Here is a 22,720-nt window from a genome sequence, read left to right on the forward strand (position 1 = left end):
TTGTCTGGTCCTCTTTTGGCTCGATATCATGAGTGGCGGTCTTATATCGAAGACGAGGTCAGAGCACGCTAACAAGGTTAAGCTACACAGATATAGCTACACATATAAATACTAATACTATTGCCTGAAGGACTTTTTTCTTCAGAAGGTACGAATAAGCTGTTTGCAGGATCTTGAATACGTCTGTTCACAACTGTTTTTCTGGCAAAAATAAGCTGCATGTCTTAAGGAGTCAGTTCTTTGCGAAATTCCTTTCTCCAGAACCTCCCTCTCCGGCAGCAATCAGTTTTGCTGCATTCCGTTTTATCAGTCCCGTTGCATTCAGTTGCGGCAAAACAACTACATCTTCGGCACTTACCGTATAGTTTCGTCCGTCTGCACCCGTGAAGGTGGGCAGGTTCTTCAGTATTCGGACAACAACATATTCTTCGTTTATATTGTTTTTGCCCGATTCTGTCCCTGCTTTCTTTCTCCCTGTAGTTGCGGTTCTGTCCTCTCCTGTCTTTTCTTTCGGATGACCCGAGGCAGGATCCTGCCTTGATGCCCATATACATGGCCAGACTGCAGTCTTCCCGGAATCAGGGTAAAGAATGGGTCCTAATAGCTCTGTTTTTGCAGCTTCTATGCCCTGAAGTACGAGGTCATACAGCAATTTTTCCGCAGGAAGCAGTTTTTCGATATCCTTTGAAATGGGCTTATCAGCATTAGACTGGATCGTTGCCCTGGTAATAACCTTTCCTATCCTTTTCATAAAGATGGTCTCTAGGTCCGAAAGCGCTCTTTCATGCTCGTCGTTGAGCATCTTTGACTCCGGGGAGCGGGGGTTATTAATCTTACCTATCTCTTTTTCAAGCTCCCGGACATATTTTTCAGCTTCCAGGTAAAAATCAGCCGGAATTGTTTTCAATGTCTGGTTTTTTTCCTTATACAGGATCTGGCTGATTTCTTCGATATCCATATTCTGCAACACCTCTACATATCAGATATACGGCTGCATACTCCGGAACTTCCTGTATGCCTTCCTCTATTCTTAAATCCTTGCCCTTCAGCTGTACTGAGAAAGGTTTTAAAGCAGTTATTTTTACCGGCCTTTCCCCAAAAACAACCGCATCATTAAGAGGGTCAAATTCTTCCATCTCGGATAAAGCAAGCTTCTTTACCAGCATCCCGGACCCACCATGCAGGGACCCGGGCACACGGATAAGCCTTTTGATATCGGCTGTCACCGGCTCGTCAACGCTGGCCCCGAACCTGTGCAGAAAATCCTCGGCCGATTCCTGCATAAAGTATGCAGCAATTTCCTTAAAGTTTCTGACGTCGAAGTCCAGCCTTCCTTTTTCCAGAATGTCCTTTAAGCCGGTTTCGCTGTTTGCAATATTGATCAGCTTTTTTATTGTGGTATTACCTACTTTATCATGCCTGCGGAGTTCGGGGAACATATCTTTTTTGTACTTTTTTTCACTTTCACTTTTAATGTAATCCGTAAGATAAAGCGCAATCCTCTTCCCCCATCCGGAGTCGTACCCTACAAGTGTGCACTTCCTGGGTACGTTCTTCATGCCTTTAAACGTCTTTGACCCCGTTCCGAAGTCCCCGTCCATTGCAACCTCCCTGAAAAAGTACTTGAACTCCAGGTCCCTTCCGCTCACGTAATTTACGATCTCCCTCCTCTCGGAACTTCCGAGCGTCAGGACTTTCGGGCTCGTAATGTGGAAGTGGTACCCCCTCCCTCCGGAAAACACAAGCTGTACTTCCTGTTCGGAAAACCCGAAATCATCCGTAAGAAAGTCCAGAAGCTTGAGGGTCTCCTTCTTCACGAGCTCAAGCATATCCGCATAGTTTCTCGGGGCATTGGGCAGGTGGTCTGCATCCAGGTCAAAAATAAGCTCGGCTCCGAGCCAGTTTTTCTCGTTCATCTTCTTTGCGTCTGGATATTCGTAATACGCCGTAGAATTGTATACATGTGCAGGGGCCATGCCGTACAGGTAGTCCAGGGCCTCTCCAGGCGAGCCGAAAGACTTGTGCCGATGCATCATCTTTTCCGGCATATCATCGTAGAAGATAAACGCCCATTCCCGGTTAGGCAGGTGGTCAGGAAGCCCTATCTCTGCGTTTTTATAATATTTCTGGAAGCGGGATTTCAAAAACTGGGTGGTTCGTGTGTCCATGGTTCTGGGTTGGGTAGGTTTTTAGGGTATGGTTTTTGGGTATATTTGGTCAGAAGTTTCTTAAGTCCAGACGTCCTCTAAGCTCAGGAGTTTCCTGTTCGGAAGTTCCTTAGATAATATTAACTCATATTTTACTTTTGTTTATATGAATTTTTTTAAAACAGTTTTTTTCGTCTATTCGGATTCAGGTCAGAGGTTTCACTATTGATTGAAATCTATCCAATTCAATTGAAAACCGTCCCATTCAATATCAGAGAATACACCATGTCTAAAAAAACCCATATTGGACGAAAAGTTGAAATTATAAAAGAAACGGATGATCATCTGGATTTTTCAGGTTCCTTTTTCAGATCTCTAATATACAATGAAAATAAATTGTCTCAGAAGCCTGGAAATGACTTTCCTGTTAATATATATAATATCTCTATAAATGTTCCTGTTAACGTCATGATAGCTCTGATGAACTCTCGAAACTGGTTATGAAATAAGAACTTTTGGGGGAAGTCTTATGGGAAGTAGAATTAGCCTTAAAAATCACATCAATACAGTTCTAAGTCATTTGAAAAGGGAAGAAATTGAAGACTCATATGTTGTTACAGACTCGCATGTTGTTGAAAATTCGTATCTTATTGAAGACTCTTATGCTGTGGTAAAGTCTGGCAACTCTATCACTCCTGAAACCTCTGTTAGCTCCTCTACAGGTATGGAATTTGTCCTGGTCCTGCCCGGGGAATTTTATATGGGTTCTCCTTCTGAAGAGCAGGGAAGGTCCGATTCCGAATCTCCGGCCCATAAAGTAACAATTAAAACCTCCTTTTACATGGGCAAATTTCAGGTCACGCAAAAACAATGGAAAAATATAATGGGAAATTCCCCTTCCCACTTCAGGGGGGAAGCCCTGCCTGTTGAGATGGTTTCCTGGAATGATGTTCAGGAATTTGTTGAAAAACTGAATGCAGCAGAAAACACCTATAAATACCGTTTACCTTCCGAAGCCGAATGGGAATACGCTTCCCGAGCCGGTACACAAACCAGGTATTCCTTTGGGGACGACGAATCAAAGCTTAAAGAGTATGCATGGTACGTTAAAAACTCAGGTCGTAAAACTCATCCTATTGGCAGGAAGCAGTCAAATCCCTGGGGGCTTTACGATATGCATGGGAATGTCTGGGAATGGGTTCAGGATAACTGGCACGAAAACTACAACGATTCTCCTTCCGACGGAAAAGCATGGGAAGACCTGGACAATTCTCTCCGGGTCTCTCGTGGGGGGAGCTGGTACTGCATTGCTGAATCCTGCCGGTCAGCGGGCCGTTTCGGACGTGAGCATGATAGCCATTTCGCCAACCTGGGCTTTCGACTTGTGAAGGAACTGTAACTACTTTTTACTCCTACTTCTTTTTCTCACCCGGCTTTCTTTTATTGGTTCCCCAAAAATTGCCGCCAACAATAAGTCCTCTTGAGCGCAGCGAAAAGGACAGCGCACTGCAGAGCCGCAACTCTGCTGGCGCAACTTCGGGGTGGAAAACACTTATACATGAATCCTCTATTATATCCACTTTATGAAACAGGATATGTCAAGTGCAGACGTTGCTGCGGTTGTTGCCGAACTGTCAGCGGGTCCAAGGTCCATTATTGATGCGAAGATAGGGAAGATCTACCAGCCTGCGAGCGAGGAGATCCGCATCAACCTTTACGTTTTTCACCAGGGAAGGGACAACCTGGTAATCGAGGCAGGAAAACGCCTCCATATGACAAAATACGTTCGGGCAAGCCCCACTATTCCTCAGGCTTTTCCCATGCTTCTGCGAAAATACCTGATGGGGGGCAGGATCGTATCTGTCGAGCAGCACGACTTCGACAGGATCATAAAGATAGGGATTGAAAGGGCCGGAGTCAGAAGCACTCTTATTGTAGAACTGTTTGCGCGAGGCAATGTCCTGATAGTGGATTCGGAAAACAAAATCATCCTGCCCATGAATCCCGTGACCCTCAAGGACCGAAGGTTGAGGAGCGGGGAGATTTACGAGCTTCCGGAGGCACAGATGAGCCCGGTGGAGGCTAAGGTTTCGGACCTCATGGAGGCGTTTTCGAAATCGACGGCTGATATTGTCCGGACCATTGCCACAAGGTTCAACCTTGGAGGAGTCCTGGCAGAAGAAGCCTGTTCACGTGCAGGTGTCGATAAGTCCAAACCTGCAAAAGGAGCCACTGTAGAGGATGCTGAAAAGCTCCGGGGTGCGCTGCAAGACCTCTTTTCTCCTCTCTTTACGGGCAGGGTTGCAGGTGAGGTAGAGGGTGAAGCGGTAGCTCCGAAACTCAGGCCCCAGCATGTGAAAAAAGAAATCAACGGGAAAATAGAGACCTTCGATGTGGTTCCTTTTGACCTTAAACGTTATTCCGAATTCGAAAAAGAATATTTTGATTCCTTTAATTCGGCACTTGATGAGTTTTTCGGGAAAAAGGCGCTGGAACAGGTCGCCGAAGTAAAAGCGGCTGAAAAAAAGGAAAAAACCCTGGGCGTTTTCGAGCGCCGCCTGCTCCAGCAGGAAGGGAGCCTTGAAAAGTTCGGAAAAGAAATTGAGAAAAATAACACACTTGCAGAGATTGTCTATGCCAATTACCAGCTTATCGAAGAGCTTTTTTCCGTACTCAACGGGGCAAGGGCAAAGGGATATTCCTGGGATGAAATCCGTTCCATCCTGAAGCAGGCGAAAAAGACCGTGCCTGCTGCGCAAAAGATTACAAACATCGACCAGAAGACCGGGACTGTAACCGTTGAGCTTGACAGCAGGAGCGTCAACCTTGATATCCGGAAGACTGTGCCCCAGAACGCTCAGGAATATTATGAGAAGGTGAAGAAATTCTCCAAAAAGAGGGACGGGGCTCTCAAAGCCATCGAAGAAACGAAGAAATCAATGGAGAAAAAGACTGCGTCAAAGGTTGCAAAGGCAGGGCGAAAGATGCAGGCTTCCCGGAAAAAGCACTGGTACGATCGGTTCAGGTGGTTTGTGTCCTCGGATGGATTCCTGGTTGTAGGGGGAAGGGATGCCGACACCAATGAGGAAATTTTCAAAAAATACATGGAAAAAAGAGATATAGTCTTTCATACCCAAACTCCGGGGGCTCCTCTTACAGTTGTAAAGACCGGAGGCGAGGAGGTACCGGAATCTACTCTTCTGGAAGTTGCCCGGTTTGCAGTTTCTTATTCGAGCCTCTGGAAATCCGGACAGTTCAGCGGAGATTGCTACTGGATTAAAGCCGAGCAGGTTACAAAGACTCCGGAATCGGGAGAGTACCTGAAAAAGGGAGCATTTGTTATCCGAGGAGAGCGCAATTACTTCAAAGATATCCCTCTCGGAGTTGCAGTCGGGCTTGAGCTGAAGGGAGAGACCAGGGTTATAGGTGGTCCTGCTTCTGCAGTCAGGAAGCATGGGGACTACATCCTTGAAATTGTTCCGGGCAAATTCAACCAGAATGATATCTCAAAGAAAATCTACAGGACTTATGCTGACGAACTCGGTGACCCGCGCTTTGTAAAGCAGATTGCATCTCCTGACCAGATTGCTATGATGATTCCTGCCGGGGAGTCAGACCTCAGGAACCAGAAACCCGCACGGGAAGGCCAGGGAATCGAGTCCGAAGGAGAAGAATGCGGGATTTCCGGATCGGAACCCGAATTTGAAGGGAGTGAAGAAGAAGCTGAAGCGGAATTCGGAGAAGAAGCCGGCGAGGGGGAAGATTTGAAAATTGAAATGGGAGCCAGAGGGGAAATTGAAGCGGAAATTGAAATTCATGGGGTGAAAAAGGTATGAGGGTCACGAAACGTTCTCTGAGGGGCCGGGAAGGGGAAATTGCCGTAACAGCTGAGACCCTGGACGACCTCTGGCACCTGAAATACATTGTTGAAAAAGGGGATCTGGTCTTTGCTCTCACAAAAAGGAAAGCCGATGCCGCTAGCGACAAGCTTCGCCCGGAAAAGGTCGAGAAAGTAAAGGTCAGGCTTGGAATCCGGGTCGAGGAAATGGAATTCCATAAATTCGCGAACAGATTGCGAATCCACGGCCCTATAGAGCACGGGATGGACGCTGGCTCCTATCACACCCTCAATGTAGAAATCGGGACCAATATTTCCATATTCAAGGAGCACTGGAAAAATGACCAGCTCCAGCGGATCCAGGATGCTGAGGAGGCGGGGAAACGTCCTAAAGTTGTAATTGTGGCAGTAGAAGAAGGGGATGCAGACATTGGTTTTGTTCGCCACTACGGAATTGAGGTCTACTCGCATATCCGGCAGTCTTCCGGAAAGCGAGAAAACGGGCTCAGGAGTGATTTTTTCAGGGAAATTGTTGACCAGCTCAGGCATGCGGTTCCGGAAGACGCCTCTATAGTGATTGCAGGTCCCGGGTTTACCAAAGAAGATTTCCTGAAATATTTCCATGAAATCGAGCCTGAGATGGCTTCAAAGGCGCTCACCGAAGACACCTCCATGATAGGGATGTCCGGTTTTCAGGAAGTGCTCCGCAGGGGAGCTGTTGACCGGATAATGCAGGAGTCCCGTATAGCCCGGGAGTCCTCTCTCATGGAAGACCTTCTCAGGGAGATCTCAATGGACGGGAAGGCAGCTTATGGTTTTGCGGATGTCAAAAATGCCCTCAACTACGGGGCTGTCGAAACCCTGCTCATTGCTGACGAAACCCTGCGGGAAGGACGGGAGAAAGGGGAAGACATAGACAAAGTCCTTATGAAAGTTGAGCAGGCACAGGGGAAGGTTGTTGTATTCAGCACAGCCTTTGAACCCGGGGAAAAGCTTCATAAACTGGGGGGAGTTGCGGCTCTGCTCCGCTTCAAAGTAACAGGTTGAATTGATACTGAACTTTTAATATCAACTGTTTTACTTTTCATAATCTTCAAGTAATTTTTTTATTCCTTATTTTCTTTTTAATTTTTCCTGTGATTTTTATTTTACAAATTTATGCAATTTTTAAGCGATTAATTCTATTTTTTTATAATTCCACTTTTTTATTTATTATACTTTATTTTGTATTATTTTTAATCTCCTTAGTTTAAATTCGTAAAACTTATTAACTATTCAGCTTTATTTGTTGTTACTTTTAGTTTAATTTATATAACTACTTGCTTTTACGTTCCAGTAGTGTGTGGCTCAATTTGTGATATTTAATAAAAATAAGTGATGATGTTTATGTATTCAGGTATCAAAAAAACTTTGTCTTTACTTTTTGTTGCATTTGCAATCTGTTTGTTGCTCCCGCCTTTAGGCCTTGCGGCTACGGCTATCAACGGAGAGCCTTTTGACACCAATGCAACTTCCTCGGATGAGTTTTGCTGGGATTCAACCACTTTTGGAGGTCTTTACTATTCTGTAAACAAACATAAGGATTTAGTAGCCTCTGAAAACTGGTTTGGGGAACATCTCCAGTATATCGAAACCGACGGCCAGTACGAACTCGGGAAAAGCAATCCAGTAAACCATGTTATTGGTGAAGATGAGCTTGTATATTCTACAAGACCTTTCCCCAACAAATACAAGGTTGTTTCCGAGCTTGGACTTAATGCAAATACAACGCCTTCAGAACTTGGCGGTATGGTTTACTACAAGCTTCCCTGGTTTGGCAAACCTTATGTTACTGTTGAAAACGATGCTACCCAGCTTGCAAGCATCGTAATCGACCAGGCCGGAAGTGATAAAAAAATACTTAAAGCCGGGGATGTCTGGGACTTCGGGAAAGGCTATTCTCTGACCGTGAACCAGGTTGATGTCGAAGGCAACAAAGTCTGGTTCTCCTTGTCTAAAGACGGAGAAGAACTGGAGTCCGGGATTATTAATGCAGACGGGACTGTTGAAAGTCAGACCTTTACTGCAAAAGCAGATTGCGGGGACGGAAGCGATCAGCTCTATTTCGTCACCTATGTTGACTCCGTTTTTGTGAGCGCTACCGATTCCTTTGCTGTCTTCAAGTACACCTGGTTAATCGACAAAGATAATATCCTCATTATTAAAGAAGGGGATGAATACCAGGGCTTTGAGGTAAAAGAGGCTTCCGAAGATGAGCTTGTTCTCAAAAATACCGATTCGATTACCTTAAACCTTGATAAGGATGTAAAGAATTACTTTACGGATTCCTGGTATTTCCAGACCTCAGATGAGGGAAAGGGCAGTACTTCTCCTAACGGTTACGTTATTCACCCTGTAAAAGAACTAAGCACTCCCGGATCTTACACTCTGAGAGGTATGCCTTTTGACACCAATGCAACTTCCTCGGATGAGTTTTGCTGGGATCCAAGCACTTTTGGAGGCCTTTACTATTCTATAAACAAGAATAAGAATCTTGTGGCCTCTGAAAACTGGTTTGGAGAACATCTCCAGTATATCGAAACCGACGGCCAGTACGAACTCGGGAAAAGCAATCCCGGAAACCATGTTATTGGTGAAGATGAGCTTGTATATTCTACAAGACCTTTCCCCAACAAATACAAGGTTGTTTCCGAGCTTGGACTTGATGCAAATACAACGCCTTCAGAACTTGGCGGTATGGTTTACTACAAGCTTCCCTGGTTTGGCAAACCTTATGTTACTGTTGAAAACGATGCTACCCAGCTTGCAAGCATCGTAATCGACCAGTCCGGAAGTGATAAAAAAATACTTAAAGCCGGGGATGTCTGGGACTTCGGGAAAGGCTATTCTCTGACCGTTAACCAGGTTGATGTCGAAGGCAACAAAGTCTGGTTCTCTTTGTCTAAAGACGGAGAAGAACTGGAGTCCGGGATTATTAATGCAGACGGGACTGTTGAAAGTCAGACCTTTACTGCAAAAGCAGATTGCGGGGACGGAAGCGATCAGCTCTATTTCATCACCTATGTTGACTCCGTTTTTGTGAGCGCTACCGATTCCTTTGCTGTCTTCAAGTACACCTGGTTAATCGACAAAGGTAATATCCTTATTATTAAAGAAGGGGATGAATACCAGGGCTTTGAGGTAAAAGAGGCTTCCGAAGATGAGCTTGTTCTCAAAAATACCGATTCGATTACCTTAAACCTTGATAAGGATGTAAAGAATTACTTTACGGATTCCTGGTATTTCCAGACCTCAGATGAGGGAAAGGGCAGTACTTCTCCTAACGGTTACGTTATTTGTCCTGTAACGGATGTGGTTATCGAAGCTGAAGACGCCTCTGAATCCGCAGAGAATTCTACAGAAAATCTCAACGTGACCTCGGAGTCAAAAGGGTCTGATGTCTCCTCTGATTACAGAGCATCTTCTGCCGAAATAGCGGACGAAGATAACAGCAGTCAACCCGAAGAAGCCGCAGAGGAAACCTCTAAACTCCCCGGTTTTGGAATAATTTCCGGGATTCTTGGGGTTATAATCTGCGTGGCTCTCTGGAAAAAGAGTTAATCCGTTTTTCAGGTGAAGAATAAAATAGGGAATTCATTCTCTTAGAAAATTATCTCTTAGAGATTTATTTTCTGAGAGAATACCTCTACTATCTTTTTTCATATTTTTACTTCCTTAATTCTCATAAACCATATTCTTCTGCCAATTGAAATTCATTCCCAGGCTTAAGGGATATATCTTTCAGCACGAAGTTCATTTTTCAGTATATTGGTCCTCTTAATTGCAGTACCTGCTTACAGGTTATTTTTTCTTGCCTTACAGGCTGGCCTATATCCCGTGTGGCGCAGGGAGAAAAATGAAAAATCCGTCCCAGGGCCTGGGAATAGAGCGATCAATTAATCAGAGCTTAATCTATTTCAGATCAGGAGAAGGGCGATAAATCCGCTGAGGAATATTCCATCAAAGGTTCCTGCTCCTCCTATACTTGCGATCGGAGCTCCGAGGTTCTTGATTTTCCCCAGATTAAGCAGGTCGGCTCCTATAAGGGTCCCGAGTACTCCTCCCGTGTAGGCAATGATAACGCGGCAGGGTTCTACAGGGCAGCCGGAGAGCTGGATTAATGAAGTAAGCAGGACTGCGGTAAGGGCTGCTGTCAGCGGTGGAACCAGAGCCGGAGTTGCAATGCCTACCCCCCGGATCGGCTTTGCTACGGAATGGGTTACGGCTGCCACAACTGCTACCCCGACTCCTGCAAGATAGATGGCAGATGAAAATTGAGTTAGAAGATAGGCGGAAATCAGGACAGGTATAACTGCTCCTCCTACATTGATTGCAAGTAAGGTTTCATTCTTGACCATCTCCCGGACAGGAATCCTGTAGGAGACCCCGAAAACCTTTACATGATTTTCCCTGACAACAGGGGTGTCAGACTTAAGGGTTGTCAGTGGGATATTGATTCCGCTTCCAAGGAGGGACAGGAGCAGGATTAAAAGCGCATCTTCTGCGGAGAATCCTATTTTCATGAAGGCAGAAACGATAATTCCAAGAAACAGAGATCCAAGCCCGAAGATCATGATGAGAATTAAAAGGAAAAAGAATCCCAGGCTGAAAGGTAAGTAGAAAATCTGTCTGTTCACGGAATCACCCTCTTTTCTCCGGTTTTTTGCATGTTCAGAGTTATTCTCACTCTTATTAATTAGTATCCGTTTTCATTCGGATTTTCAGACCTTTGCCGGCGACTTCTAAAACAGGTAGTTAAATATTTTGTCTGAATCCCGGATTCAGATGTATCTGGTCGCAGGCTGTAAGGATTCCATGCAGATGGTTTCTTTTGCATCTTTGTAGACCCTCAGGATTCCACCTGACTCTGAGACCGTAACTGCGATTGCTACCGTATCCCTGCTGATGGCAGCTGCTGAGACATGCCGTCCTCCCAATCCTTTTTCAATATCAATATTTTTCCCGTCCACGTCAAGGTATCTCCCTGCTGCGTGTATAAAACCTGTCTCGTCGATCACAAAAACTCCGTCAAGCTGAGCGAATTCCTTTATTGACTCCCAGTTTTTCCTGTCAAGGATGTTCCTGTAGGTTTCTTCGTGACCTTCATAAGGGTTAAGGATTATTTGATGGGAGCGTTTCAGGACTTCTTCGGAATCGCCTACAATAAAAGCCGCTCCTATTTTTTTCCCTTCTCTTCCTGTAAGGGCAATATCAAAAGCAATTTTCAGAACTGCATTCATGACTTCAGGTCGGACTCGCTCTTCACATTCTTTCATTGCTTTTATCAGGGGGTTTTCATCGAGGCTGTGGACTATGATAGAGCTGGAACCGCGGGTTTCGACAACCCCGACAATTGTTCCGCTTTTTGGTCCTTCAAGCACGTACTCTATAGCTGCGGCATGCTGCAGGTGGTCAACATTACCCGAAGCTTCCCGGTTGAGCTGGTCGCTGAGCTCTTTTACAGGACTTTTCCCTTCTTTGCCGGTTGCCACGAGGTGGTCTATTATGCTTTTCGGGCGCATGGAGATATAATAGACCGGAATCCCTCCGGTTTCGGTCCCCTCAAAGTTCATATCTCCTGAGACCATAATTGCGGCAGCGTCAAGTTCCTGAGAAATACGGGCGGCCGCTTCTGCAATTATATGCGCTCTGTCTATATCTTCCACCCCTTTTTATTTTTACCCGACTATATTTGCAGTCCTGCTTTTTTGTTCTGAGCTAATTTATATTCTGCTGTTTGCTTTCGAAGATAATTATTATTTCTTTTAACTAATGTTGTCCCCATAGGTTAACATTAGTTCTCAGAGTTAACATTTACGGTAATTGCACATTTGACAGGCATGTTTACTGTGTAGTGTAATATTTTATATATTATAATTGTTCTGGGTCTGGTTCATTTTCTCTCTTTCTCTCTTATTTTGCCCTCAATTCCAGTCTCTTATCTCTACCATTTTTTTGAATTCAGTCCGGTCGTACAGGTTTACAATTTTTTCTGGAAAACGGCATCCTGAATTAGCTTTCTCCGGGAGGCAAAGAGATAGAAACTTTTTTCTGGTTCCTTCATCTAATTCATACTGATGAAAACTCTGATCAGGACATTTATAGCAGTGGAACTGGACCCGAGTTTCAGGGAGGAAATCCGCCAGATCCAGAAGAAATTTTCCGATTTTAACCTGAAGTTTGTTAACCCTGAAATCGTTCACATAACCCTGAAGTTTCTCGGGGATATCGAGGAATCAAAGGTTAAATCCCTTTCAGCAGCTCTTGATTCTCTTCTTTGTGAGCCTTTTGATGCAAAAATTGAAGGCATCGGAGTTTTCCCAAAGCTGTCAAACCCTAAAGTTCTGTGGCTGGGGGCAAAAGGAAACTTCAAGGCTCTTCATGATGATGTGGAAACCGTATTGAAGCCTTTTAAATTCAAAGAGGACGAGAGGGCGTTTACTGCCCATGCTACCCTTGCCAGGGTAAAATTCCTGAATAAAAATCAAAAAAATGCTTTTGCAGGTGTCCTGAACGAATTAAAAGATACAAAAATTGGAAGCATAAGGGTAAATAAAGTGCTTCTGAAAAAAAGCACTCTAACTCCCGAAGGTCCCATTTATGAGACCCTGCATACGGTATATCTGGACTGACCGGCCCCTGCGCAGGACCGTATCAGTCCTTTCAACCCTGATCACTTCTTTTTATTTAAGTCTCTAAATTCTCTATGTATCCTATTCCTTTTTTCGTACTTTATTTTTATCTAATTACTGATTTTTGTATCTCATTATCTCATTTGTGTGGTGATTTTTGTTTCTTTAATGGCACCCTTTTGATCTCAGCTATATCCTTCTGCTTCATATTCTTTGAATCCGCTTGAATACACAAGTCTGCGGTCTTCGGTTATTATAAGGCATTCAATCCCTTCGAGATTTTCTATCATCTCAAGCCCTTCTTCTTCTCCCAGTACAAAGACTGTAGTTGCAAAAGAATCGGCATCTATAGCATTTCCGGCAATTACAGTACTGCTTATAATGCCTTCAGACGGATATCCTGTTCTCGGATCTGAGATGTGGGACACTCTGGCTGACTCATTAAAATAACGTTCGTAGTTTCCGCTCGTTGCAACTGCAATATCCTGGGCTTCAATTGCAGTGGCATATTGCCCGTTTTTGTCAGGGTTCTGAAGGCCTACCATCCAGGGTGTACCGTCGGGCTTCTGGCCTATATATTTTCCGTCTCCGCCTGCATTTACGAAGGCGTTCTCAATCCCGTCTTTCTCCAGAGCCTCTATTGCTTTATCAACGGCGTAGCCTTTTGCAATACCTCCCAGGGCTATCCTCATCCCGGGTTCCAGGCTTACAGTTCCGTTTTCAATGCTTATTTTTGAGTAATTTACGAGTTTGAGGGTCTCATTCAGTTCATCTGCAGTCGGGGGTTCCTTCGAGCCTCCAGGGAGGAATTTACTCTTCCATAGATCAAGTACGGGCTGGATGGTGACATCAAAGGCTCCTCCGCTTTTCTCCGAATAGTACTTTGACCGCTCCAGCACATAGATAAAATCAGGGCCAGCATTTTCAACTTTTCCCACGGTATTCAGGATAGTGAGCTGACTGTCCTCTTTTGAAGGGCTCATAAGGGCATCAATTCGGTATATTTCACTGAAGGCATCATCTATTGCTTTCGAAGCTTCGCTTTCATTCGAGGCGTAGACAGCTACTGTAATCGTGGTGTCCATAATGCTTTTTGTCTGTTGAAACTCCTGAAGTTCCTTCTCTTCTTGGGTTTCAGACTGTACACAACCCGATGCTAATATCGATATGATAAGTAGAAATGCAAGTAGTGTTTTGTATTTTAAATCCATGATCTATCAATTTTTCCTGCTAGTTTTTTAATTTTGGGATTGTTTAATTCTTTATCCGAATTTTTTCCAAAGGATAAAACAAGGTAAAAATGAAATTTAGAGTGAATGAAATTTAAAGTGAATGAAATTTAGAGTGAATGAAATTTAGAGTGGATGAAATTTAGAGTGAATAAAATTTAGAGTGAATGAAATTTAGAGTGGATGAAATCTGTAATGGATGAAATCTGTAGTGGATGAAATCTGTAATGGATGAAATCTGTAGTGGATGAAATCTGTAGTGGAATGAATAGGAAGTAATATTTTATTTTGAAAATGAAGTGGAAGTAATATTTTATTTTGAAAATGAAGTTTTATTTTTGTTTCTTGTTCTGTTTTTATTTCTCGCGGTTTTCATCTATTTTTCACTTCTTTTCTCTTATCTCATTTTTTTTGTTTTTTCTTCGTTCCCTATTTCTATTGATAAAAGCCTGACATGCTCTTTAGTTAGCTTTTTCTTTGTTACGCCTGTCTCCTGTCTGGCCCGGAAAACTCTATAGTTCTTCATCCTGATCTGGTGGTTAATTCATGATTAATGGTTATTGAACGATCAATTATTGGTTACTTTCTTATATTTAATATATTTTATATATTTTTCAATTTATTCTCGTTTTTCGAGATTTTTCCCTACCCATAAAAGCTAAAAAAGATTCTTTTTCTTTAGGTTAACTGTACAGGTACTCTTCTTGATTTTAATGTATAATCATGTACATTCTCTTTGGAAAACTATATATATAAAAAAAGTGTAAGTTTTTTACTTATATTTCAATTATTTTATATATTTAACTAATATACACGGTATGGTATATATTAAGTATATATTTTGATTACGTTATAAAAGTCTATGCAATTCCCTAAAACTTATTTCGAAAGAAATAAGTATTACCTCAAGCAAACATTTTTCGTTGAAGTGAAATTTAGCTTTGTTTTTCGGAGTAAAATGGCTATCTAAAGTAAGGAAAGGAAAAAGCCGGTGATCAAAAAAACCTTCAGGAAAACCAATGACGCTAAAAAGAGCTAGGCTAGTCATTCATGCCAGTTCCTTCTCGCTTCAGTTTTCCGTTAATTGATTCCTTTCGGTCTCTGGATTATGCCACTGGAGGTCTGGAAGGAACGGCAGTGTACACCCCTCTGGCCGTGTACGATCCAGCCGTAAATATCTTTCAATTTCATTCGTTATTCGATATAAGTTTCAAGTTGTTGAAATTTGAACTTTCTTTCTTTCCCAGCATGAACATAACAACGTGAACAAAAAAAGAGAATGTGGTCGTTATGAATAGGTTAAATCTGTTGGTGTCGGGAGTCGCTGTGGTGCTTCTCGTGGCTGCTGGTGCCTATTCTTCTCTTGGGTATTCAGGGAATGATGCAATTGCATCTCACTATATGACCAAAGGAGAATGGTCCGATTCGGTCTGCGGAGGCTGTCACTTCGATGTCTATGAAAACGTCAATAATTCTTATCATGTACAGGTAAATATGAGTAGATGGTCTCCCCTCACAAATTTTGATCTTGAAACATCCGGAGAAGAGGAATGGGTCAAGGAATTCGGGATGTATCATCCCGGTGGAGGTCCGCTTGCAAAATATGGTATTGACATTGACTGCATGATGTGTCATGAGAAGTACGGGCTCTATGACTTTGATGCACGTGCCGAAGCTATTGCAAATGGGAATTTTGCAAATGCGAATAGTCTAGCGGTGGCGAATTTCAGTGCTACCGCACAGACTGATCCCCTGCACCTTTTTGTCTACGCTGCTAACGTCCTTACCCCCTACCCTCTGCTGATCGTTTTCCATGATGCTGTAAACGGAGCTCCAACGTCCTGTGCCCAGATGTGTCACAGAACCGATGTGGAAACGAGTGCTGTTATGTGGGCTGATGAAGAGGCCTTTGAGGAGTCTGATGCCCATGCAGCAAACGGCGTTGAATGTACGGCATGCCACCATACTGAAGCGTTCATCATAACCTCCGATCACCAGATCGGACGTGGAAACGCCTCTGATTCCCCGGATCTTCCGGATAGCCACTATGATGACACTATGCGCAGCTGTGATGACGCCGCGTGCCATGCAGGAATCTCTCACGGCCCGTTTGCTGACTCTCACATGGAATTCCTTGCATGTGAAGCCTGCCACATCCCTGAGCTTCCTGGAGGAGACCTGCCGGGTGGCAACGTGCTCGAGTCTTTCAGCTGGCAGAATGGAGAACGTGAGGACGTTTACAGGGATTCGGACTTCCAGCCTGCCCTTGCCTGGTATAACGGAAACTCAGGAGATGTCCTGCCAAGTGTGGACACAAGGAATGACACGGATGTAATGGTTACTCCGTTCAACAACATTACCGGAACCTGGTGGGACGCAGGCACCGATCCTGAAGTGCTCGCAAACCCGAACACCAGCATCTCCACCGGAGACCCGATCCCGGTCCAGTATGTAAAGGCAGCAGATGCCAACGGTGACGGTGAAGTCACAGTGGAAGAAATGCAGGCTTATGATGCTGACGGAGACGGACAGGCCGACTATCCGAACGCGGTGTTGAGAACTGTGGAGCTTTATTACCAGGTCGCTCACAGTATTGTTAGCAGTGATATTGGACTCGCTGACCCATACACCTGCAAGGACTGCCACGGGAATGAATCCGTGATTGACTGGGCAGCCCTTGGTTATGAGCAGGACCCGGGAGGAGAGTCTTCGGCTGTGAAGAGTATTGCTGTAACTTACGATAGGCCAAGACCTGTTGAAGTTGAAAGGGAACCTGCACTATAAGGAGGTGGCAAACCTGAGTGACGTTATTAAAATTGACAAACTGCCTGAAAAGGCAATTATACCCATGAGGCAGCACGATGGAATTGCTTGTGCTCCTCTGGTTAAGAAAGGTGCAGAAGTTATCGCCGGCCAGAAACTGGGGGAATGTGAGGGCAGTGACCTCGCTTATGTCCATTCCCCTTTCTGCGGGACTGTTAAATCAATCGAGCTAATGCCAAACCCAAGTGGAAAGAGAATCCTTAGTGTTGTGCTCACTCCTTCGGAGTGTGAGCAAACGGTTGATTTCATTCCTGAAAAGAATGCGCCCCCTTCAAGGTTAATTGAGATTATCAAGGAAGCGGGAATTGTCGAGTATTATGAAATACCCACATACCTTGCTCTTAAGCCCGGTAAGAGGATCGATACTTTGCTTATGAATGCAACTTTTCCCCTTATTACCCATGCTTATCTGAGTTCTCTTGACAAAGTCCTTGAAGGGTTCAAGCTTATGCTTGAGGCAAGCGGGATTCCAAGGGGGGTAATTGTTGTAAGAGGAGATGATAAGGAATCCATTAAAGCCTTCAAGAGTGCAAAGGTTGATGGTAAATCGCTTACCATTGCTCCTATCATTGGAAAGAGGCATGCTGACTACTACCTTGAGGATGTAGAGGATCAGATCATCGTTGTTGTCACAGGAAATATCACATACACTCCTACGATGATGAACCTGCTTTCAGCCAACATAATGGGTAGAAAACTTCCTCTGGGATACAAGCTTTCAGACGTGCATGTAGTAGTATGTGGGGTAAAATCTGCCAAAGCAGTATACGACGCAATCAACGAGGGAAAACCCTATCTCGAAAGTGCAGTAACAGTTACTGGGGCGGTTAATAACCCCAAGACTGTAATTGTCAAGTTCGGGACTCCTATTAAGGATGTAATCGAGGCCTGTGGAGGGTACAAAGGTGAACCCGGCAAGGTTATTGTTAATGGATCCATGGGCGGAGTGGCCGTGTATACGGACGAGGCGCCTGTGGTTAAGACTACCGTCGGGATTGTCGTCCAGACAGAAGCTGAAGTCCTGAGGGACGAAGCAAATGTTTGTATCCACTGTGGGCGTTGCGTGGATGTCTGTCCCATGAACCTGCTGCCCGGGAGAATTGCCGTTATGGCTGACCAGGGCATGTTTGACAGGTGCAGAGAGTATTTTGCCTTAGGTTGTATCGAATGCGGAGAATGTGCTGTAGTCTGCCCTGCTAAGAAACATCTTGTGCAGCTCATACGCTATTCAAAGCTTCAGATTATGAATCAAAAGAACGAAACAGTGGAGGCGACGGAATGACATCTTTTACGGTATCTCCCCCTCCTCATAGAAAAAAGAAAATTTTCATCAAAAATCTCATATGGAGTAGGATTGTTGCCCTGTTACCCATCAGTGCAGCAGCTGTTTATTTCTTTGGATTTGCTGCTCTGGGGAACATAATTGCTTCAATTTTAGGGGCAGTGGGTATTGAATTTGTAATTCAAAAAGCGTTCAATAAGAAGCTTACAATAATGGATGGAAATGCCATCTATCTCGGGCTCTTGCTTGCTCTTATTTCTCCGCCCACACTCCCTGCCTGGATGATTTTTATAGGAGGGGCGTTTGCTATAGGAGTTGGGAAACACGCATTCGGAGGACTCGGGTCCTATACTTTTCATCCCTCACTTGCAGCCTGGGTTTTCTTAAGCCTTGCCTGGGCTCAGGACATGCTTCCGGGAACTATCCCGATTTTAAGCAGCTTTTCGGACCTGATACTGGAGAATGGAGCCGGATTCCTTGCAGATGTTTCTCCGATCCTTGTGCTTCTTGCAGGAGTAATACTCATACTTGTGAAATATATTGAGTGGAGGATCCCGCTATCATATCTCTTGACAACGGTTATCCTGGCTTCAGTGCTTGGAGACCCCATATCTTACGTGGTTTCGGGGACTTTCCTTCTTGGAGTATTCTTCATTGCCACGGAGACAGTTACAAGTCCGGTAACCCGGAATGGAAGAATTGTATACGGGATCCTTTGTGGAGTCCTTACTGTGATTTATGGGTATTTCTCAGGAAACTATGTATGGGGTACCCTTTATGCCCTGCTTCTGTCAAACGCGGTAGCTCCATTTATCGAACTCAAGACTCTTCCAAAACCTATGGGTGGTGTAGCGCATGAGTGATGGTAAGGAAGTAATGAAAGTTATTGTAACAATAGTGGTAATTTCTGCTGTTGCTGCAGCTTTGCTTGCTCTCACCTATACTCCTACCCAGGAGCAGCTGAAACTTTTACATGCAGAACAGCAGAAAGAAGCCATGAAGGCAATCCTTCCGCAGGCTTCTGATTTCGAAGAAGTTGCCGGGTCTGAGGTGGATGATGATGGAAATCCTGTTGTGCTGTACTACCGGGGAGTTGATTCTTCAGGAAATGTCGTAGGCTATGTGGTCGAACGGAACCAGGTAGGAGCCCAGGGCATGATCCAATTGCTTGCGGGAATTTCCTCGGATTTTAGTACGATCACAGGGTTTCAGGTTATGAAACATTCCGAAACCCCCGGTTTAGGAGCCCTTATTACAACTCCCGAATTCCAGGGGCAGTTTGTGGATCTTCCTGTGGCCGATACGAGTTTAACCAAAAATGGCGGTCAAGTTGATTCAATTTCCGGAGCTACGATCTCTTCACAGGCAGTGGTAGATGCGCTGCACAGTGCAGTTGATTATGTATCCGCACAGGAGGGCTGATATGAATCCTATAAGTGAATTTATACGCGGAATTACTAAAGACAACCCTACCTTTGGGCTTGTGCTCGGGCTCTGTCCGACTCTAGCAGTCACAACATCCGTGGAAAACGGGATCGGTATGGCCATGGGTACACTGTTCGTGTTGGTAGGTTCGAACATGATGGTTTCTGCGATCCGAAAAGGAATTCCGGGGACAGTTAGGCTTCCCATTGAAATTATTGTCATTGCAACTTTCGTTACGATCGTTGACATGGTGATGGAAGCATTTACACCGGACCTGTATGCATCTCTCGGTGTGTTCATTCCTTTGATCGTGGTTAATTGTATTGTTATTGGAAGGGCTGAGGCCTACGCCCTGAAGAATGGAGTCTTTTATTCGATTATCGATGCTCTTGGTGAGGGTACGGGTTTTCTGCTCGTGTTAATTCTCATCGGGGGAATCAGAGAACTGCTGGGAACTGGCATTATCGATCCGTTCGGAATGACTCTCATAAACCTGAGTGGTATAATCCACCCTGCAATGTTCATGACCATGTCCCCAGGTGCCTTCCTCACAATTGCAGTGTTGATGACCATTGTGAACTATCGCAGGCAGCAGAAAGCTGCAAAGGGTGGTTAAAATGGCAGAATCTCTATTTACAATCTTTCTTGAAGGAGTGTTTATCAAGAACTTTCTTCTCATTCAGTTCCTGGGCTTATGTTCTTTTGTGGGCGTAACCAAGGACCTGAAAAGTGCTTCAGGAATGTCGGGTGCTGTAGTTTTCGTCATGGCGATGGCAGCAACCGTATCCTTTGCTCTGTATAATTTCATTTTAGTACCCCTAAAGCTGGAGTTCCTGCGGACTATCGCTTTCATCGTGGTTATCGCGGCGCTCGTGCAGCTTGTAGAGTTTATCGTTAGGAAACATGTGCCTGCCCTCTACCGTTCCCTCGGGATCTACCTGCCCCTGATTACCACCAACTGTGCGGTGCTCGGGGCTGTGCTCCTTAATGTCATGAACGATTTCGATTTCGCTCAGAGCGTTGTCTTCGGAGTGGCTGCAGGGCTTGGTTATACGGTTGCCATGCTGATGATGGCTGCAATAAGGGAAAGAAGTGACCTGGTAGAAGTGCCGAAATCCGTTGGAAGAGGTGTAACATACGCGTTCTTCATTGCGACTATTATGTCAATGTCTTTCGTGAACTTCTTTGGGGTGATTCCCCTTGAATAACGTGCTCATAAACTCTATAGCCGTACTTGCGGGTCTGGGGTTTGCAGTCGGGGTAATGCTGGTCATTGCTTCCAAGGTCTTTAAGATCGATTCAAATCCCCTTATCGATGATGTTGCTTCCCTTTTGCCAGGAGCAAACTGTGGAGGTTGCGGATTTGCGGGTTGTGCAGCATGCGCTGAAGCAATCGTTGAAAATGGTGCTCCTGTAAACAGTTGCCCTGTAGGTGGTTTTGAGGTTGCAAAGCAGATCGGTGCTCTTCTCGGCCAGGAGGTTACGGAAACCGAACCTGCGTATCCATTTGTCCGCTGTCAGGGTGGCAATGTTAACTGTACAACCCTTTACGACTATGAAGGAGTTGAAGGCTGTAAGGCTGCCCTGATGATCTGTGATTCCAGGAAAGGCTGTACTTATGGCTGCGTCGGTCTGGGGACATGTGTTCGTGCCTGCCAGTTCGGTGCTCTCTCGATGGGAGAAAACGGGTTCCCTGTTGTGAATAAAGTCCTCTGTACAAGCTGTGGTAACTGTATTGCAGCCTGCCCTAACGGGGTGCTCACCTTTGCCAGGGACTCGGAGAAAGTGCATGTGCTCTGCCGTTCCCATGACAAGGGTAAGGACGTTAAGGCAGTCTGTGAGGTCGGATGTATAGGCTGTAAAAAGTGTGAAAAAGAATGTCCCGCAGGGGCGATCAAGGTCACTGACTTCCTGGCTGAAATTGACCAGGAAAAGTGTACAGCATGCGGAGCCTGTGTAGCAATCTGCCCGCAGAAGGCAATCGAGCTCCGGTAATTCCGGGCTCGTTTTTTGACCTTGAACCTGAAATTGAGGTAGGTGGAAAATATGTCTTATGATACTTCCTTTGGCTTGCCTGAAAATATCGTGGCAGCCCTTTGTTACCCTGTAGGCTGGCTCTCAGGCCTGTTCTTCCTGCTCCTTGAGCGCAAGAACAGGTTCGTCCGCTTCCACGCCATGCAATCTATCCTGCTTTTCATGCCGTTTGCTCTCTTCCTCTTTGCGGTGGCATGGATCCCATGGATTGGCTGGGCCATTGCAGACAGTGTTGGAATGCCCGGGTTGCTGCTCATCGTGATCCCGGCGTACATGGCCTTCAGGGGCTCAAAGTTCAAAATCCCTATCATAGGAAAGATTGCATACGATTTTGCCTATGGTGAATAAGCAAACAGATTTAACCTGAAAAACAACCTGAAAAATCGGATTGTCCTCAAAAAGGGCAATTCAACCTTTTCTTTTTGGATTCTTTTTTCAGTTTTTATCCCACCAGGAGAATTCCCACACACATCGTTTTATCGGGTTTGCAAAACTCAAGCTCGATGCCTGCCTTTTCCAGGACTTTCTGCAGGTTTACTCCCACAGCTTCCGGAGGAAAACGCCTGAGTTCGGGTTTTACGCACTTTTCAAGGTTGCACTTCTTGCATTCATTACAGGGGCCGGGTCGGAGCAGGTGGGCATAGATGAAGCCTTTCCTGAAAGCTTCCTGTTCCAGCTCGAACATCTTATGAAAGGACTTGTTCCGGAATTTTCCCCAGGCTTCGAGGATATCCTTCACACCTGCAGTATTGTGTTCTTCCGCAAGTAGGAGCACATCGCTGTATTCCGAAAGGATCTTCCTGAACTCTTCTATGGAAAGAATGTGGGGAGGGCAGCTAAGCCTCTCTCCGTAGTTTCGGCAGCCGTAGGCGCACTTCAGGGCTGTACGGTCTTCCACCGCAAGGTCCCCTGATTTGAGCGGGAAAGCTTTAAGTCCAAGACTTGAAGCTTTTTCAATTAGGATCTGTGCATTTTCGGGCAGTAAAATCCCTCTCACTCCAGTTCTTTTAAGTTTAATCCTTCTACTCTTGTACTTTAATTTCTATCATCTCTAATTTAAAATATAGGACGTACGCGGTTGAACTGAAAACCAACCGCGTTAAAACTTCCTCTGCCTATATTACATATTTTTTAGCACTGTCTATTGCTCTTGATTCTGAACCTCAAGTACGTAAGTCATAGGTAGTAATGTGAAAAAAAGAAGTAATGTGAAAAAAAGAAATAATGTGAAAAAAAGAAATAATGTGAAAAAAGAATACATTTGTAATCTT

At 44.8% G+C, this 22,720-nt stretch carries 21 protein-coding genes; 14 read left to right on the plus strand and 7 right to left on the minus strand.

The window, feature by feature from the left end:
- Window positions 1–232 precede the first annotated feature (232 nt).
- Together MSSIT_RS03025 and priS are read right to left on the minus strand one after the other, a co-directional pair.
- Entirely contained in the window at window positions 233–958 is a 726-nt protein-coding gene (locus MSSIT_RS03025) for a DNA replication complex subunit Gins51 (protein WP_048169892.1), read from the minus strand.
- Entirely contained in the window at window positions 924–2,168 is a 1,245-nt protein-coding gene (priS, locus tag MSSIT_RS03030; RefSeq protein ID WP_048169894.1) for a DNA primase catalytic subunit PriS, read from the minus strand. Before priS ends, MSSIT_RS03025 begins: the two co-directional genes overlap by 35 nt.
- A gap of 204 nt (window positions 2,169–2,372) precedes the next feature.
- Between priS and MSSIT_RS03035 the strand changes: the two genes are divergently transcribed.
- The 5 genes from MSSIT_RS03035 to MSSIT_RS03055 all read left to right on the plus strand — a co-directional run bounded on the left by MSSIT_RS03035 (window position 2,373) and on the right by MSSIT_RS03055 (window position 9,585).
- Window positions 2,373–2,651: a hypothetical protein gene (locus MSSIT_RS03035; protein ID WP_048169896.1), complete on the plus strand. Its 279-nt coding sequence runs from the start codon at window positions 2,373–2,375 to the stop codon at window positions 2,649–2,651.
- A gap of 25 nt (window positions 2,652–2,676) precedes the next feature.
- Window positions 2,677–3,546, plus strand: coding sequence for a formylglycine-generating enzyme family protein (locus MSSIT_RS03040; protein ID WP_048169900.1), 870 nt, complete (start codon window positions 2,677–2,679; stop codon window positions 3,544–3,546).
- A gap of 184 nt (window positions 3,547–3,730) precedes the next feature.
- Entirely contained in the window at window positions 3,731–5,983 is a 2,253-nt protein-coding gene (gene rqcH / locus MSSIT_RS03045) for a ribosome rescue protein RqcH (RefSeq protein WP_048169901.1), read from the plus strand.
- Entirely contained in the window at window positions 5,980–7,032 is a 1,053-nt protein-coding gene (locus MSSIT_RS03050; protein WP_048169903.1) for an mRNA surveillance protein pelota, read from the plus strand. Before rqcH ends, MSSIT_RS03050 begins: the two co-directional genes overlap by 4 nt.
- 363 nt (window positions 7,033–7,395) lie before the next feature.
- The gene (locus MSSIT_RS03055) at window positions 7,396–9,585 is read left to right on the plus strand and encodes an S-layer protein domain-containing protein (RefSeq protein ID WP_231590391.1); all 2,190 of its coding nucleotides are present in this window, start codon (window positions 7,396–7,398) and stop codon (window positions 9,583–9,585) included.
- A 356-nt stretch (window positions 9,586–9,941) separates the two neighbouring features.
- On the opposite strand, the gene MSSIT_RS03060 is transcribed toward MSSIT_RS03055, so the two are convergent.
- Together MSSIT_RS03060 and MSSIT_RS03065 are read right to left on the minus strand one after the other, a co-directional pair.
- Window positions 9,942–10,661, minus strand: a complete 720-nt coding sequence (locus tag MSSIT_RS03060; RefSeq protein WP_048169908.1) for a DUF1614 domain-containing protein — start codon at window positions 10,659–10,661, stop codon at window positions 9,942–9,944.
- Between the two features lie 144 nt (window positions 10,662–10,805).
- Entirely contained in the window at window positions 10,806–11,681 is an 876-nt protein-coding gene (locus MSSIT_RS03065) for a DNA integrity scanning protein DisA nucleotide-binding domain protein (protein ID WP_048174470.1), read from the minus strand.
- A gap of 420 nt (window positions 11,682–12,101) precedes the next feature.
- Here MSSIT_RS03065 and thpR point away from each other — a divergent pair, with 420 nt between their 5' ends.
- Window positions 12,102–12,656 carry an RNA 2',3'-cyclic phosphodiesterase gene (gene thpR / locus MSSIT_RS03070; RefSeq protein WP_082088860.1) on the plus strand — a complete coding sequence of 185 codons (555 nt, stop codon included), beginning with the start codon at window positions 12,102–12,104 and terminating at the stop codon, window positions 12,654–12,656.
- 185 nt (window positions 12,657–12,841) lie between these two features.
- Here the strand turns inward: thpR and MSSIT_RS03075 are convergent, their stop codons facing one another.
- Together MSSIT_RS03075 and MSSIT_RS25185 are read right to left on the minus strand one after the other, a co-directional pair.
- Window positions 12,842–13,867 carry an FAD:protein FMN transferase gene (locus MSSIT_RS03075; protein WP_048169910.1) on the minus strand — a complete coding sequence of 342 codons (1,026 nt, stop codon included), beginning with the start codon at window positions 13,865–13,867 and terminating at the stop codon, window positions 12,842–12,844.
- A gap of 415 nt (window positions 13,868–14,282) precedes the next feature.
- The gene (locus MSSIT_RS25185) at window positions 14,283–14,411 is read right to left on the minus strand and encodes a hypothetical protein (protein ID WP_269430803.1); all 129 of its coding nucleotides are present in this window, start codon (window positions 14,409–14,411) and stop codon (window positions 14,283–14,285) included.
- Window positions 14,412–15,175: 764 nt separating this feature from the next.
- Here MSSIT_RS25185 and mmcA point away from each other — a divergent pair.
- The 8 genes from mmcA to MSSIT_RS03120 are packed head-to-tail and all read left to right on the plus strand — an operon-like array spanning window position 15,176 to window position 21,797.
- Window positions 15,176–16,669 (plus strand): methanogenesis multiheme c-type cytochrome, encoded by a 1,494-nt coding sequence (gene mmcA, locus MSSIT_RS03085; protein WP_048169914.1) that lies wholly within the window; start codon window positions 15,176–15,178, stop codon window positions 16,667–16,669.
- Window positions 16,641–17,990, plus strand: a complete 1,350-nt coding sequence (rnfC, locus tag MSSIT_RS03090) for an Rnf electron transport complex subunit RnfC (protein WP_231590392.1) — start codon at window positions 16,641–16,643, stop codon at window positions 17,988–17,990. Before mmcA ends, rnfC begins: the two co-directional genes overlap by 29 nt.
- Window positions 17,987–18,853 carry an Rnf electron transport complex subunit RnfD gene (gene rnfD, locus MSSIT_RS03095; protein ID WP_048169916.1) on the plus strand — a complete coding sequence of 289 codons (867 nt, stop codon included), beginning with the start codon at window positions 17,987–17,989 and terminating at the stop codon, window positions 18,851–18,853. The genes rnfC and rnfD overlap by 4 nt, the downstream gene beginning before the upstream one ends.
- Window positions 18,846–19,412, plus strand: coding sequence for an Rnf electron transport complex subunit RnfG (gene rnfG, locus MSSIT_RS03100; protein WP_048169918.1), 567 nt, complete (start codon window positions 18,846–18,848; stop codon window positions 19,410–19,412). Before rnfD ends, rnfG begins: the two co-directional genes overlap by 8 nt.
- A 1-nt stretch (window position 19,413) precedes the next feature.
- Window positions 19,414–20,031, plus strand: coding sequence for an Rnf electron transport complex subunit RnfE (gene rnfE / locus MSSIT_RS03105; RefSeq protein ID WP_048169919.1), 618 nt, complete (start codon window positions 19,414–19,416; stop codon window positions 20,029–20,031).
- 1 nt (window position 20,032) lies between these two features.
- Window positions 20,033–20,623 (plus strand): Rnf electron transport complex subunit RnfA, encoded by a 591-nt coding sequence (rnfA, locus tag MSSIT_RS03110; protein WP_048169921.1) that lies wholly within the window; start codon window positions 20,033–20,035, stop codon window positions 20,621–20,623.
- 1 nt (window position 20,624) lies between these two features.
- A complete protein-coding gene (locus MSSIT_RS03115) occupies window positions 20,625–21,410 on the plus strand; it encodes a Fe-S cluster domain-containing protein (protein ID WP_315968705.1) in 786 nt (261 codons plus the stop codon).
- 51 nt (window positions 21,411–21,461) lie between these two features.
- Window positions 21,462–21,797 carry a DUF4870 domain-containing protein gene (locus MSSIT_RS03120; protein WP_048169926.1) on the plus strand — a complete coding sequence of 112 codons (336 nt, stop codon included), beginning with the start codon at window positions 21,462–21,464 and terminating at the stop codon, window positions 21,795–21,797.
- A gap of 94 nt (window positions 21,798–21,891) precedes the next feature.
- Here MSSIT_RS03120 and MSSIT_RS03125 read toward each other — a convergent pair whose 3' ends face one another.
- A complete protein-coding gene (locus tag MSSIT_RS03125) occupies window positions 21,892–22,446 on the minus strand; it encodes a DUF2284 domain-containing protein (RefSeq protein WP_231590393.1) in 555 nt (184 codons plus the stop codon).
- Window positions 22,447–22,720: the final 274 nt, after the last annotated feature.

This window comes from Methanosarcina siciliae T4/M (assembly GCF_000970085.1).
GTDB classification, from domain to species: domain Archaea; phylum Halobacteriota; class Methanosarcinia; order Methanosarcinales; family Methanosarcinaceae; genus Methanosarcina; species Methanosarcina siciliae.

Bases quoted from the DNA above. Each gene is read 5' to 3' on its own strand.
- thpR (WP_082088860.1), top strand. From the start codon at position 12,102: ATGAAAACTCTGATCAGGACATTTATAGCAGTGGAACTGGACCCGAGT.
- mmcA (WP_048169914.1), top strand. From the start codon at position 15,176: ATGAATAGGTTAAATCTGTTGGTGTCGGGAGTCGCTGTGGTGCTTCTC.
- MSSIT_RS03025 (WP_048169892.1), bottom strand. From the start codon at position 958: ATGGATATCGAAGAAATCAGCCAGATCCTGTATAAGGAAAAAAACCAG.
- rnfE (WP_048169919.1), top strand. From the start codon at position 19,414: ATGAATCCTATAAGTGAATTTATACGCGGAATTACTAAAGACAACCCT.
- MSSIT_RS03120 (WP_048169926.1), top strand. From the start codon at position 21,462: ATGTCTTATGATACTTCCTTTGGCTTGCCTGAAAATATCGTGGCAGCC.
- MSSIT_RS03050 (WP_048169903.1), top strand. From the start codon at position 5,980: ATGAGGGTCACGAAACGTTCTCTGAGGGGCCGGGAAGGGGAAATTGCC.
- rqcH (WP_048169901.1), top strand. From the start codon at position 3,731: ATGAAACAGGATATGTCAAGTGCAGACGTTGCTGCGGTTGTTGCCGAA.
- MSSIT_RS03075 (WP_048169910.1), bottom strand. From the start codon at position 13,867: ATGGATTTAAAATACAAAACACTACTTGCATTTCTACTTATCATATCG.
- MSSIT_RS25185 (WP_269430803.1), bottom strand. From the start codon at position 14,411: ATGAAGAACTATAGAGTTTTCCGGGCCAGACAGGAGACAGGCGTAACA.
- priS (WP_048169894.1), bottom strand. From the start codon at position 2,168: ATGGACACACGAACCACCCAGTTTTTGAAATCCCGCTTCCAGAAATAT.
- rnfG (WP_048169918.1), top strand. From the start codon at position 18,846: ATGAGTGATGGTAAGGAAGTAATGAAAGTTATTGTAACAATAGTGGTA.
- rnfD (WP_048169916.1), top strand. From the start codon at position 17,987: ATGACATCTTTTACGGTATCTCCCCCTCCTCATAGAAAAAAGAAAATT.
- MSSIT_RS03040 (WP_048169900.1), top strand. From the start codon at position 2,677: ATGGGAAGTAGAATTAGCCTTAAAAATCACATCAATACAGTTCTAAGT.
- rnfA (WP_048169921.1), top strand. From the start codon at position 20,033: ATGGCAGAATCTCTATTTACAATCTTTCTTGAAGGAGTGTTTATCAAG.